The organism is Puerhibacterium sp. TATVAM-FAB25 (genome assembly GCF_046535855.1).
GTDB lineage: Bacteria > Actinomycetota > Actinomycetes > Actinomycetales > Cellulomonadaceae > Puerhibacterium > Puerhibacterium variabilis_A.
Genome location: NZ_JAXUAK010000015.1, coordinates 26,062 through 38,251 on the forward strand (window position 1 = coordinate 26,062; position 12,190 = coordinate 38,251).

At 78.0% G+C, this 12,190-nt stretch carries 12 protein-coding genes and 1 pseudogene; 3 read left to right on the forward strand and 10 right to left on the reverse strand.

The window, feature by feature from the left end:
- The first annotated feature begins 1 nt into the window (after position 1).
- On the forward strand, positions 2-859 hold the full coding sequence (locus U5M74_RS13000) for an HpcH/HpaI aldolase/citrate lyase family protein (protein WP_410909410.1): 858 nt from the start codon (positions 2-4) through the stop codon (positions 857-859).
- A gap of 147 nt (positions 860-1,006) precedes the next feature.
- On the opposite strand, the pseudogene U5M74_RS13005 reads toward U5M74_RS13000, so the two are convergent.
- The 9 genes and pseudogenes from U5M74_RS13005 to U5M74_RS13045 form a co-directional block, all read right to left on the reverse strand.
- A pseudogene (locus tag U5M74_RS13005) lies at positions 1,007-1,456 on the reverse strand (Rv3654c family TadE-like protein); the annotation flags it as partial.
- A complete protein-coding gene (locus tag U5M74_RS13010; RefSeq protein ID WP_410909367.1) occupies positions 1,357-1,722 on the reverse strand; it encodes a TadE family type IV pilus minor pilin in 366 nt (121 codons plus the stop codon). The pseudogene U5M74_RS13005 and the gene U5M74_RS13010, both read right to left, overlap by 100 nt.
- A gap of 5 nt (positions 1,723-1,727) precedes the next feature.
- A complete protein-coding gene (locus U5M74_RS13015) occupies positions 1,728-1,997 on the reverse strand; it encodes a DUF4244 domain-containing protein (protein ID WP_410909368.1) in 270 nt (89 codons plus the stop codon).
- A gap of 110 nt (positions 1,998-2,107) precedes the next feature.
- Positions 2,108-2,677: a type II secretion system F family protein gene (locus U5M74_RS13020; protein ID WP_410909369.1), complete on the reverse strand. Its 570-nt coding sequence runs from the start codon at positions 2,675-2,677 to the stop codon at positions 2,108-2,110.
- The gene (locus U5M74_RS13025) at positions 2,674-3,342 is read right to left on the reverse strand and encodes a type II secretion system F family protein (RefSeq protein WP_410909370.1); all 669 of its coding nucleotides are present in this window, start codon (positions 3,340-3,342) and stop codon (positions 2,674-2,676) included. The genes U5M74_RS13020 and U5M74_RS13025 overlap by 4 nt, the downstream gene beginning before the upstream one ends.
- Positions 3,339-4,523 carry a TadA family conjugal transfer-associated ATPase gene (locus tag U5M74_RS13030; protein WP_410909371.1) on the reverse strand — a complete coding sequence of 395 codons (1,185 nt, stop codon included), beginning with the start codon at positions 4,521-4,523 and terminating at the stop codon, positions 3,339-3,341. Before U5M74_RS13030 ends, U5M74_RS13025 begins: the two co-directional genes overlap by 4 nt.
- Entirely contained in the window at positions 4,520-5,500 is a 981-nt protein-coding gene (locus U5M74_RS13035; RefSeq protein WP_410909372.1) for a P-loop NTPase, read from the reverse strand. Before U5M74_RS13035 ends, U5M74_RS13030 begins: the two co-directional genes overlap by 4 nt.
- Before the next feature lie 102 nt (positions 5,501-5,602).
- Positions 5,603-6,916 carry an MFS transporter gene (locus U5M74_RS13040; RefSeq protein ID WP_410909373.1) on the reverse strand — a complete coding sequence of 438 codons (1,314 nt, stop codon included), beginning with the start codon at positions 6,914-6,916 and terminating at the stop codon, positions 5,603-5,605.
- A complete protein-coding gene (locus U5M74_RS13045; RefSeq protein WP_410909374.1) occupies positions 6,913-7,587 on the reverse strand; it encodes an ArsR/SmtB family transcription factor in 675 nt (224 codons plus the stop codon). Before U5M74_RS13045 ends, U5M74_RS13040 begins: the two co-directional genes overlap by 4 nt.
- A gap of 115 nt (positions 7,588-7,702) precedes the next feature.
- Here U5M74_RS13045 and U5M74_RS13050 point away from each other — a divergent pair, with 115 nt between their 5' ends.
- Positions 7,703-8,542: an HAD family hydrolase gene (locus U5M74_RS13050; protein ID WP_410909375.1), complete on the forward strand. Its 840-nt coding sequence runs from the start codon at positions 7,703-7,705 to the stop codon at positions 8,540-8,542.
- Positions 8,543-8,836: 294 nt separating this feature from the next.
- On the opposite strand, the gene U5M74_RS13055 is transcribed toward U5M74_RS13050, so the two are convergent.
- Complete coding sequence (locus U5M74_RS13055) at positions 8,837-9,940, reverse strand: NADH:flavin oxidoreductase/NADH oxidase (protein WP_410909376.1); 1,104 nt, start codon at positions 9,938-9,940, stop codon at positions 8,837-8,839.
- A gap of 202 nt (positions 9,941-10,142) precedes the next feature.
- Here U5M74_RS13055 and acs point away from each other — a divergent pair, with 202 nt between their 5' ends.
- On the forward strand, positions 10,143-12,176 hold the full coding sequence (gene acs / locus U5M74_RS13060; protein ID WP_410909377.1) for an acetate--CoA ligase: 2,034 nt from the start codon (positions 10,143-10,145) through the stop codon (positions 12,174-12,176).
- Positions 12,177-12,190: the final 14 nt, after the last annotated feature.

Consider the following 12,190-nt stretch of genomic DNA (forward strand, 5'->3'; position numbering starts at 1 on the left):
CATCTCCCTCGACGAGCGCCGCCGCTCCCGCGAGGACGCCCGCGTTGCCCCCGCCCACGCCCGGTCGTGGCTGCTGCTGTCCGCGCTGCGGACCGAGCTGTTCGACGCCGCGCAGCTCTCGCGCGCCGACCAGGTGATCCTCGACTGCGAGGACGCGGTGGACGACAGCCTCAAGGACTCCGCCCGCGCGGGCGTGCTCGAGTGGCTGGCGGCCGGCGGCCGCGCCTGGGTGCGCATCAACGAGCGCAGCTCCGCGGCGTGGGCCGACGACGTCGCCGCCCTGCGCGACGCGCCCGGCCTGGCCGGCGTGATGCTCGCCAAGACCGAGAGCCCCGACGAGGTGGTCGACACCGTCCAGCGCCTCGGCGGGCACCTGCCCGTGATCGCGCTCGTGGAGTCGGCGCTGGGCATCGAGGACGCCGTGTCGATCGCCCGCGCCCCCGGCGTCTTCCGCCTGGCCTTCGGGTCCGGCGACTACCGCCGCGACACCGGCACCGCGAACGAGCCGCTCGCCATGGCCTACCCGCGCTCGCGCCTCGTCACCGCCTCGCGCATCGGCGGGCTCACCGGCCCGATCGACGGACCGACGGTCGGCACGAGCCACCCCCTGGTGCGCGAGCAGTCCGCCGACGCCGTCGCCCTCGGCATGACGGGCAAGCTGTGCCTCGACCTCGAGCAGCCCGCCGTGGTCAACGAGTCCTTCAGCCCGTCCCCGGCGGACGTCGCCTGGGCGATCGACTTCCTCACCGACTTCGAGGCCTCCGGCGGCGTCATCCGCGACGGGTCCGACAAGCCGCGCCTGGGCCGCGCCCGGCTCATCCGCGAGCGTGCGCAGCTGTTCCGGGTCAACCCGTCCTGACCCCGCCACGCCGGCCGGTGCGGCAGCAGGCGCGACCGCACCGGCCGGCGTCCTACCCGCAGGTGTCCTGCCGGCCGTCGTCGCACCGGCCGTCGTCGCCCCGGCCGTCGTAGCGCCGGGCGCCGTGCCCGGCCGCGGCCCGGCACGGGCGTGCGCCTCGGCGGTGCCGAGCAGTCCGGCCCAGGAGCCGCCCGGCCCCGCGGCGGGCCGGGCGGCCCGCACGGCGACGACGCCGCCGCCCTCGACGTGGCAGGCGGCGAGCCCGGCGTGGTTGCGGCCTACCGCCGCGGCGGCGGTGCCGCACGGGTCACGACCGTCGCGCAGCGCGGTGGCCGCGGCGAGCGCGCCGAGGTCGGCGGCCGCCTGCGCCGCGCCCCGGACGCGCTGCGCGGCGCCGAGCGCCGCCACGGCCAGGGCGAGCAGCACGACCACCGCGGCGACGCCGAGCAGCAGCACGGTGCCCGCGCCCCGCTCGCCGCTCCGCGCGGCCCGAGCGGTCACGGCTCGACCCACGCGGTGGCGCTGCCGCTCGCGCGCAGCGGGGCGGCGGCGAGCCAGCCGCCCGCCACGGGCCGGGTGACGGTGACCGCCACCCACGAGCCGTCGCGCTGCAGCGTCATCGCCGCGTCGGCGCCGCCCACCCGCGCCACCGCCTGCCGCACGGCGGCGTCGTCCTCCCCGATCGCGAGCGCCCGGGCCCCCGCGCGGGCCGCGTCCAGCGCGCGCATCTGCGCGGTGGACGCGGCCGCGAGGGTGAGCACCGCGACGAGCAGCAGCACCACCACCGGCAGCCCGACCGCGAGCTCGGCGGTCACCGAGCCGCGCTCGCGCCCGGCGGGGCGGGTGTCCGTCCGGCGTCCCACGGGCGTCAGCCGATCGACAGCGCGGTGCTGACGATGTTCTCGAGCAGCCCGCGGACCGTGTCGCTCTTGAGCACGGCGACGAGCAGCCCCGCGAACCCGACGGCGGCGATGGTGGCGATCGCGTACTCCGCGGTGGCCAGCCCGGCCTCGGGGTCGGGGGCGTCCCGCGCCGGGTCGGCGGTCCGCAGGTCGGCGGGCCGCGGGTTGTCGACGGCACGCTGGCTGGCGGGCCGACCGTCGGGCGCTCCCGCGGCGGCGATGAGGGTGGTGGTCATGTCTCCTCCTGGGTCGTCGTGCGTGGTGTCGCTGGTGTTGTGGTGCCGGGCGACGGCGGGTGCCGCGCCCGGGCCCGCCGTGGCACGGCGGGGTCTGCGGGCTCCCGGGGTCAGCCGGAGAGCAGGTCGATGCCGAGGGCGAGCAGCACGGGCGCGAGGCCGACGAGGACGAACGCCGGCAGGTAGCAGGCACCGAGCGGCAGGACGAGCCGGACACCGAGCCGTGCCGCGGCGGTCCGGGCGGCGTTGCGGCGCTCGCGGCGCAGCTCCTCCCCCGCCGCGCGCAGCGACTCGCCCGGAGCCGCACCGTCGACCCAGGCGGGCCGCAGCGCGCGGTGCACGGTGCCGAGGCGCTCGGGGGCGTCGCGCCACGCGGCGTCCCAGGCAGCCCCGAGGCGCAGCGCGTCGGCGACCTGCCGGAGCGCCCGCCCGTCGTCGCGGCCCACGGCGCCGCCGACCGCCTGCAGGGCCCGCGGGACGCCCGCGCCCGCACGGAGGGCGGCGCCGAGGAGCTCGAGCACCACCGGCACGTCCACGCGGGGGCCGTGGCGCCCGCCGGTGGCGGGGACCTGCTCGTCGAGGCGGCGGGAGCGGCGTCGTGCGGCCCGCTCCACCACCGCCCAGGGCGCGCACGCCGCCAGCACCAGCAGGGTGACCAGCGCGCCCGTCGCCGCCGTCACGACGCCTCTCCCGCCCGGCGGGCCGCCGCGACGAGGCGCCCCGTCCACCAGCGCCCGGCGGCCAGCAGCACCAGGCCCAGGCCCACGGCGGCGCTGCCCGCGCCGCCGTCCGTGGCCGTGGCCAGCGGGTCGGCGCCCAGGACCCAGCCGAGCAGCGCGCCCGCGGCCGGCAGCCACTGCAGCACCCGCGCCGTCGCCCGCGGGCCGGCGAGCGCGGCGTCGCGCTCGGCCTGCGCCTCCGCCTCGGCGACGAGCGTGTCCGACACCGCCTCGAGCACCCGCCCCAGCGGCGCGCCCACGTCGAGCGCCAGCCGGGTCGCGGCGACGACGGAGCGGGCGTGCCCCTCGCCCCCGACCACCGGGGCGAGCGCGACCTCGTCGGGCACCCCGGCGTCGTCGACCGGCACGCCGGTGGCGCGCGTCCACGCCGCGCCGGGCGGAGCGCCGGAGCGCAGCAGGGCGGCGACCTGCGCGACGACGACGCGCACCTGCACAGCGTCCCCGTCGACCCGCGCGCCCGGGCGCCGCCGCGGCCGCCCGGGCCGGACGGCGGCGGTGCCGCCGGGCGCGGCGAGCGCCACGACCGCGCGGCGCCCGCCGGGTGCGGTCGCGAGCCACGCCGCGGCCGCGGCGGCGAGGCCGGCCGCCAGGGCCGCGCCGCTCACCACGGCCCCCACCGCCCCTCGAGCCGCGCCCACGCCACGGCGTCGGCCACCTGCGGTGCGGCCGCACGGCCGTCCCACCGCGCGGCGGCACGCACCTCGAGCTCGCCTGGGTCGCGCCGGCCGGCCACCCCCACCTCGGCGACGAACCGGCGGCCGCGCTCGCGGCGCACGTGCAGCACGACGTCGACCGCCGCGGCGGCCTGGGCGGCGACGGCGTCGCGCGGCATGCCCGCCAGCGCCGCGAGCGCCTCGAGCCGGGCGGGCACGTGCTCGACGGCGTTGGCGTGCAGCGTGGCCAGCCCGCCGTCGTGGCCGGTGTTCATGGCGAGCAGCACCTCGCGCACCTCCGCGCCGCGGCACTCGCCGACCACCAGGCGGTCGGGCCGCATGCGCAGCGCCGCGCGAACGAGGTCCGTGAGGCCGACCGCGCCGGCGCCCTCGACGTTCGCGCGCCGGGCGGCCAGGTGCACCACGTGCGGGTGCTCCGGCGCCAGCTCGCGCGCCTCCTCCACGGTCACCACCCGCTCGTCGGCGGGGACCAGCCCCAGCAGCGCGGCCAGGAGCGTCGTCTTTCCGGTGCCCGTGCCGCCCGAGATCAGCACATTGGCCCGCCCCGCCACGAGCGCGCGCAGCAGGCCCGCCCAGGCACGCGGCACCGCGCCGTGGGCTGCCAGCGCGTCGAGGGTGAAGGCGGCCTGGCGCAGCACGCGCAGGGACACGACGGCGCCGGCGGGGGCGACGGGCTCGACGACGGCGTGCAGGCGGGTGCCGTCCGGCAGCATGCCGTCCACCACGGGCGCCGCGTCGTCGAGCCGCTGCCCCGCGACGGCGGCGAGCCGCACCGCGAGCGCGCGCACCGCCGCGGGCGTCCCGAGGTCGACCGCGGTGCGCTCCAGCCCCGCCCCGCGGTCGACCCACACCTCCTGCGGGCCGTTGACCAGCACGTCGGTGACGCCGGGCAGCTCGAGCAGCGGCTGCAGCGGGCCGGCGCCGGTGAGCTCCGCGCGGGCGGCCCGGGTGAGGTCGCGCAGGGCGTCGCTGCCCAGCACGCGCCCGCTGGCGCGCAGGGCGTCCGCGACGTCGGCCTCGTCGGGCCCGGCGCCGGTCCGTGCCGCAGGGCCGGTGCCGAGCCGCGTGCGCACCTCGTCGAGCAGGCCGGGCTCGATCGCCGCGCGCCTCATGCCGCGCCCGCCCCGCCGTGCAGCCCGCTCCGCGTGGCGGCCGGCAGCGGCCCGGTGGACCCGGCCGCGCCACCGCGTCTCGCAGCCCGAAGCCCCGCGCCACCGAGGCCCGGGTCGCCCTCACCCTTACCGACCGCCGCGGCGAGGTCGTCCCCGAGGCGCCCCAGCGCCGTCCGCCGTCCCACGGGCGGCCCCTCACCGCGCTCGACGGCCGCCGCCAGCCGCCGGTCCGCCGGGACGACCGCCGCCAGGGGCATCCCGACGAGCGTCTCGAGGTCGGCCGGGTCCACCCGCCCGGGCCCGGACCGCCGGCACACCAGGCGGGCGGACGCCCGGCCGCCCGGCCCGTCCGCGGGCCGGCCACGCCCGCCGGCCTGGTGCGCGCCGTCGTCCGGCCCGCGGCCGCCGCGCGCCGCCGCCACCGCCGTCGCTGCCGCCACGGCACCGGCCGCGCCGGGCATCGTCAGCGGCGCCACGAGCAGCACGTCGTCGCCGCCGGCCAGCAGCGCTCGGACCGCGGGCGTCCAGCGACGCGGCAGGTCGAGCACCACGTGCTCGCCCGCGCGCAGGAGCCCGGCGCAGACGTCGAGCACGACGTCGTCGTCGGGCGCCTCGGGACGCAGCCGCGACGCCGACAGCACGGGCACAGACCCCCAGCGCGGCAGCGCCGCCACCAGGCCCCGGCCGTCCACCTCGCCGCGTGCGGCGGCCAGCTCCGGCCAGCGCGCGCCCGGCTCCCCCTCGACGCCCAGCAGCACCTCGACGCCCGGCCCGGGCGCGTCGAGGTCCACGAGCACGCCGCGGCCGGCGGCCCGGCGCAGCCCGTGGGCGAGGGCCGCGGCGACGGTGCTCGTGCCCGCGCCGCCGCAGGCGCCCACGACGGCGACGACGCGCGACCGGCCGCCCGTCGCCGGGGCACCGAGGGCACCCGCCGCGCCGCCGGGCGCCGTCGTCCAGGTCCGTGTCCGTTCGTCCATGCCGGCCACCCTGGGCCGCCGGGCGTGGCGGCGGCGCGCCCCGCGGGCCGGGATGTGGACGCCGGCCGCGCCGCCGCCCCTGGGGGCGCCGCCCCGCGAGCGCTACACGCGCTCGGCGACCCGCCCCTCGGCCGCGAGCGCCTTCTCGCGGCGCAGGGCCGGCACGAAGCACGCCGCCCCGAGCACGCTGAACGCGCCCCCCGCCACCATCGCCGCGGGCGTGGACACGGCGTCGGCCAGCGCCCCCAGCGCCGGGGCCAGGACGGAGTACGCGACGAACATCGTCATCGACGCCAGCGAGAGCACCGTCGCCCGGTTGCTCGCCTGCGCCTGCCGGTGCAGCAGCGTGCTGTACACCGGCCCGCCGCTGCCGTGCAGCCCGTAGGTCACCAGGTACGCCACCACCAGCGCCGCCGGCCCGGCCACCAGCCCCATCACCACCGCGCCCACGCCGTTGAGCACGCGGGCCGCGAGCGCCGTGCGCGCCACCCCGAGCCGCGCCGACGCCAGCCCCGCCAGCCCGGAGCCCAGCGCGAACACCGCCCAGCCCACCGACGCCACGGGCCCCATGACGGCGCCCGCCCGCTCGGGCGTCCCGAGCAGCTCGCCGAGGCGCAGCGGCTGGAACGACTCGAAGACGATCATCGCGGCGGCGGCGAAGACCTCGACCAGCAGCAGGCTGAGCAGCACGCGATCGGCCCGCACCAGCCGCAGGCCGTCCGCGATCGCGCGCGGGGCGCGACCGGCCGACGACGCCGCGGCCCGCAGCCGTGCGGCGACGCCCGTGCGGCGCTGCGGCGCGCGCACCGCCGCAGGCTCGCGCAGCAGCACGGCCACGGCGACCAGGTGCACCACGGCGAGGCCCGCGTGGACCACCGTCGGCAGCGTGAGCGCCGACCACGCGGCCACCGGGTGCCACCACACGAGCCCGCCGGAGACCAGGGCGCCCGCCGCGATCGCGACGCCCAGGACGGTGCCCTGCTGGGACAGCGAGCGGTCGACGTCGGCGCCCGGCCGGGTCGCGTGCACCGTGTCGACGAACCACGCCTCGAGCGGGCCCGAGTCCAGCGCGCGGAACGCGCCCGTCGCCGCCGCGGCGGCGGCGAAGCCCCAGAACGTCTGGGCGCTCGCGAACAGCGACGCCGCCAGCACCTGCATCGCGGCCGCCGCCAGCAGCACGGGGCGGCGGCCCAGGGCGTCGGCGACCCCGGCCGTCGGCAGCTCGAGCGCGAAGACGAGCAGCCCGGTCACGGAGGCCAGCGTCAGGGTCTGCGCCACCGACAGCCCGCGCTCGACGGGCAGCAGCGTCGTGGCCGTCAGGACCACGCCGATCGGGAACCACCGGGTCACGGTGAGCAGCAGCAGCACGCGCCTCGCCTGCGCCGGTTCCAGCACGCCCCGCCCGGTGGCGCTCATGCCGCGCCGCCGTCGTCCGACGGCGCACCGTCGCCCGCCCCGTCGCCGCCGTCAGACGCCGGCGCACCACCGTCGTCGCCTTCGCCCGGCACGTCGCTCGGGTCGAGCGGGAACGCGACGCGGTAGACGTGCAGCCGCCGGGCGGCCGGGTCGCCAGCGCCGGCGCTCAGGTAGCGGTCGACGACGGCGGCGAGCTCGTCCTGCATCGCCCGCGCCTGCTCCGGCGTCACCTCGACCCACGCGTCGCTCATGCCGCTCACGTCCTGCCACGGCGCCGGCCAGGCGTCCGCGGCGTCGAGCCACCGCGCGTACTCCTCGTCGAACTGCTGGTGGTAGCCCCGCACGAGCCAGCCCAGCGCGGTCCGGGCGTCCTCGTCGTCGGCGAACGCCGACCCGCGCCACCCGTGGCTGGCGGTGGTCGCGCGCCAGATCCGCTCCTTGCCGCGCCCCTCTCCCGTGTCCGCCACGAGCCCCACCGACTCGAGCCGGCGCAGGTGGTAGCTCGTCGCGCCCGTGTTCGTCTGCAGCTCGGCGGCCAGCCGGGTCGCCGACGCGGGCCCGCCCTTGCGCAGCGCCGAGAGCAGCCGCGAGCGCAGCGGGTGCGCCAGCACCCTGACCGACTCGGCCGTCAGCTCGACGTGCGTGTACGGGCGCTCCGGGACGTCGCTCATGCGTGCACGGTATCTCTGCACAGAACTCGTGCACAAGAACTGTGCACCAACCCCCGACCACGCGAGCCGCCGTTCGCGCCCAGGACCGCGCCCCGCCCCCGATAGGCTCGGGCGCGTGACCGAGCCGACGCGCGAGCAGGACCGCGAGGCGCACGACGAGCCGGCGCCCACCAGCACCGCCGGTCGCGTCGCGGCGTTCTTCGACCTCGACAAGACGATCATCGCCACGAGCGCGTCGGCGGCCTTCTCCAAGCCCTTCTACCGGGGCGGCCTGGTGACCCGGGGCGACGTGCTGCGCAGCGCCTACGCCCACTTCCTGTTCGCGCTGGGCAGCGCGGACGCCGACCAGACCGAGCGGATGCGCAAGCACCTGTCCGAGCTGGCCACCGGCTGGGACGTGGGCAAGGTGCAGCAGATCGTCGCCGAGACGGTGCACGAGCTCATCGACCCGTACGTCTACGCCGAGGCCGTCGGCCTCATCGCCGAGCACCACGACCTGGGGCACGACGTCGTCGTCGTCTCGGCGTCGGGCGCCGAGCTCGTCGAGCCCATCGCCACCGTGCTGGGCGCCGACCACGTCGTCGCCACCCGCATGAGCGTCGAGGACGGCCGCTACACCGGACGGATCGACTTCTACGCCTACGGCGAGAACAAGGCCGAGGCGATGCGCCGGCTCGCCGCCGAGCGGGGGTACGACCTCGCGCAGAGCTACGCGTACACCGACTCGGTGACCGACGCGCCGATGCTGCGCGCCGTCGGGCACGCGTACGCCGTGAACCCGGACCGGACCATGCGCCGGCTCGCCGCCGAGCACGGCTGGGGCGTGCTGACCTTCACGCGGCCGGTCGCCCTGCGGGTCGCGATGCGCCCGCCGACGCCGGTGCTCGCCGCGGCGGGCGCGCTCGCCGCGGGCGCGGTGGGCTGGGCCGCGTGGCGCCTGCTGCGCCGCCGCTGAGCCGCCGTCGAGCCGCCCCGCCGCAGCCCTTGCGCGCGCCCCACGGCAGGCGTTCCATGGGAGTGGAAGCACAGAACGGCCGGGCACGGGACCCACGCAAAGAAAGTCCACGTCGAGGACACATCGCACGGGGCGTTCCCCGTCACGATGAGCGGACGATGCGCCTGTTCCCCGTGCCCGACGGCGAGAGCGGCACCCGGACGACCGACCGTGATCCCCCGGGTGCCGCGATCGTGTCAACGCCCGTGCCGGCGCCGCGACAGCGCTCGCCTCGGCGCGCTGCTCAACGCCCGCTCAGCGCCAGGCGCCGCGCTCGTACTGCGGGGCCCAGGCGATGCCCTGCCCCTCCGGTGCCGGCCGGTGCGACGTGCCGGCCCTGACGCCGAGGTCGTGCGCGGCGCGCAGCGGCCAGTGCGGGTCGCGCAGCGCCTCGCGGCCCAGCAGCACGACGTCGGCGGCGCCGTCGACCAGCACCTGCTCGGCCTGGGCGGCCGAGGTGATGAGGCCGACCGCACCGGTCGGCATGCCCGTCACCTCGCGCACGCGGCGCGCGTGCGGCACCTGGTAGCCCGGGCCCACGGTGATCTCGGCCGGCGCGACGCCGCCGGTGGACACGTCGACGAGGTCCACGCCGTGCCCGGCGAGCTCCTTGGCGACGGCGGCGACGTCGTCGACCTGCAGGCCGTCCTCGCGCCAGTCGGTGGCCGAGACGCGCACGATCACCGGCTTGCCCTCGGGCCAGACGGCGCGCACCGCGTCGACGGTCTCGACCAGCAGCCGGGCGCGGTCCTCCGGCGAGCCGCCGTAGGCGTCGGTGCGGCGGTTGGACAGCGGGGAGAGGAACTGGTGCAGCAGGTAGCCGTGCGCGGCGTGCACCTCGACGACGTCGAAGCCGGCCTCGTGGGCGCGCCGGGCGGCGTCGGCGAACTGCCCGGGGACGGCGGCCACCTGCTCGGCGGTCATCTCCTGCGGCGCCGCGTAGCCGGGGAAGGCGTCGGCGGACGGCGCGAGGGTGTCCCAGCCCCCCTCGGCGGCCGGCACGGTGCCCTGGGACTCGGCCCACGGGCGGTAGGTGGAGGCCTTGCGGCCGGCGTGCGCGAGCTGCACGCCGATCGCGGCGCCCTGGGCGTGCACGAAGTCGACGACCCGCGCCCACGCGTCGCGCTGGGCGTCGTTCCACAGCCCCGCGTCCTGCGGGGTGATCCGGCCCTCGGGCACGACGGCGGTGGCCTCGGTGAGGATCAGGCCGAACCCGCCCTGGGCGCGGGCGCCGAGGTGGACCAGCGTCCAGTCGTCCGGCATCCCGTCGGTGGACGAGTACTGGCACATCGGGGCCAGCCAGACACGGTTCTTCACGGTCAGGTCACGCAGCCGCAGGGGCTCGAAGAGGAGGCTCACGGTCGTCCTCAACAGCCGCGACCGCCGCACCGATTCCCGAGGCGACCGTCTCGTCGGTCACCACCTGTCGCCCGTGGCGACCGTGTGACGCACCGGCGTGAGCGCGGTCACGCCTGCGGTCTACACTCGCCCGCAGCGGGGCCCGCGGGCTCGCGGCCCCGCCCGCACTGCACACGCGACGACGCGCACGGAGGTCAACCCGATGACGGACACCCAGCCCACGACGACGTCGGGCGGCACGGCCGCCGACCGCGGCCCCAGCCTCGAGAACCTCCTGCACGAGACGCGCGCGTTCCCGCCGAGCCCCGAGTTCGCCGCGCAGGCCAACGCCCAGGCGTCGCTGTACGACGAGGCCCGCGCCGACCGGCTGGAGTTCTGGGCGCAGCAGGCCCGCGAGCTGGTGACCTGGAAGACGCCGTTCACGCAGACGCTGGACTGGTCCGAGGCCCCGGTGGCGCGGTGGTTCGCCGACGGCACCCTCAACGCGGCCTACAACGCCGTCGACCGGCACGTCGAGGCCGGCCACGGCGACCGGGTGGCCCTGCACTTCGAGGGCGAGCCCGGCGACACCCGCACCGTCACGTACGCCGACCTGCAGCGCGAGGTCGTGCGGGCCGCCAACGCGCTCGCCGCGCTGGGCGTCGGCAAGGGCGACCGCGTGGTCATCTACATGCCGATGCTGGTCGAGTCGGTCGTCGCGATGCTCGCCTGCGCGCGCCTGGGCGCGCCGCACTCGGTCGTCTTCGGCGGCTTCTCCGCCGACGCGCTGCGCAGCCGCATCGCCGACGCCGAGGCCACGCTCGTCATCACCGCCGACGGCGGCTACCGCCGCGGCGCCCCGAGCGCGCTCAAGCCCGCCGTGGACGAGGCGCTGTCCGGCGCGGGCGCGAGCTCGGTGCGGCACGTGCTGGTGGTGCGCCGCACGGGCCAGGACGTGGCGTGGACCGAGGGCCGCGACGTGTGGTGGCACGAGGCCGTCGAGGCGGCCGACACCTTCCACGAGCCGGTGTGGGTCGGGGCCGAGCACCCGCTGTACATCCTCTACACCTCCGGCACCACGGGGAAGCCGAAGGGCATCCTGCACACCACCGGCGGCTACCTGACCCAGACGGCCTACACGCACAAGAACGTCTTCGACCTCAAGCCGGAGACCGACGTGTACTGGTGCACCGCGGACATCGGCTGGGTGACCGGCCACTCGTACGTCGTCTACGGCCCGCTGGTCAACGGCGCCACGCAGGTGCTCTACGAGGGCACGCCGGACACCCCGCACCGCGGCCGGTGGTGGGAGCTGGTGGAGAAGTACAAGGTCTCGATCCTGTACACCGCGCCGACCGCCATCCGTACGTGCATGAAGTGGGGCGAGGACGTCCCCGCGGGGTTCGACCTGTCGTCCCTGCGGGTGCTCGGGTCGGTCGGCGAGCCGATCAACCCCGAGGCCTGGATGTGGTACCGCCGGGTGATCGGCGGCGACCGCACGCCGATCGTGGACACCTGGTGGCAGACCGAGACCGGCGCCATCATGATCAGCCCGCTGCCCGGCGTCACCGCGGCCAAGCCCGGCTCGGCGCAGGTGCCGCTGCCAGGCGTCGCGGCCGACGTCGTCGACGACGAGGCGCGCCCGGTGCCGGACGGCGGAGGCGGCTACCTGGTGCTCACCGAGCCGTGGCCGTCCATGCTGCGCGGCATCTGGGGCGACCTGCAGCGCTTCAAGGACACGTACTGGTCGCGCTTCCCCGGCCTGTACTTCGCCGGCGACGGCGCGAAGAAGGACGAGGACGGCGACATCTGGCTGCTCGGGCGGGTCGACGACGTCATGAACGTCTCGGGCCACCGCCTGTCCACGACCGAGATCGAGTCGGCGCTGGTGTCGCACGACATCGTGGCCGAGGCCGCCGTCGTGGGCGCCGCGGACGACACCACGGGCCAGGCCGTGGTCGCGTTCGTCATCCTGCGCGGCGAGCACGCCGAGCGGGCCGGCACGCCCGACGGCGCCCACGAGGTGCAGCAGGAGCTGCGCGCCCACGTGGCCAAGGAGATCGGCCCGATCGCCAAGCCGAAGCGCATCCTCGTGGTGCCCGAGCTGCCCAAGACGCGCTCCGGCAAGATCATGCGCCGCCTGCTGCGCGACGTGGCCGAGAACCGCACCGTCGGGGACGCCACCACGCTGGCCGACTCGTCGGTGATGGAGCTCATCGCGGCCGGGCTGTCGACCAACAGGTCCGCGGACGACTGATGCCCCACGGCGCC

Excerpts from the sequence above, each read along its gene's own strand:
- U5M74_RS13035 (WP_410909372.1), bottom strand. The coding sequence starts at position 5,500 with ATGGACGAACGGACACGGACCTGGACGACGGCGCCCGGCGGCGCGGCG.
- U5M74_RS13030 (WP_410909371.1), bottom strand. The coding sequence starts at position 4,523 with ATGAGGCGCGCGGCGATCGAGCCCGGCCTGCTCGACGAGGTGCGCACG.
- U5M74_RS13015 (WP_410909368.1), bottom strand. The coding sequence starts at position 1,997 with ATGACCACCACCCTCATCGCCGCCGCGGGAGCGCCCGACGGTCGGCCC.
- U5M74_RS13040 (WP_410909373.1), bottom strand. The coding sequence starts at position 6,916 with ATGAGCGCCACCGGGCGGGGCGTGCTGGAACCGGCGCAGGCGAGGCGC.
- acs (WP_410909377.1), top strand. The coding sequence starts at position 10,143 with ATGACGGACACCCAGCCCACGACGACGTCGGGCGGCACGGCCGCCGAC.
- U5M74_RS13045 (WP_410909374.1), bottom strand. The coding sequence starts at position 7,587 with ATGAGCGACGTCCCGGAGCGCCCGTACACGCACGTCGAGCTGACGGCC.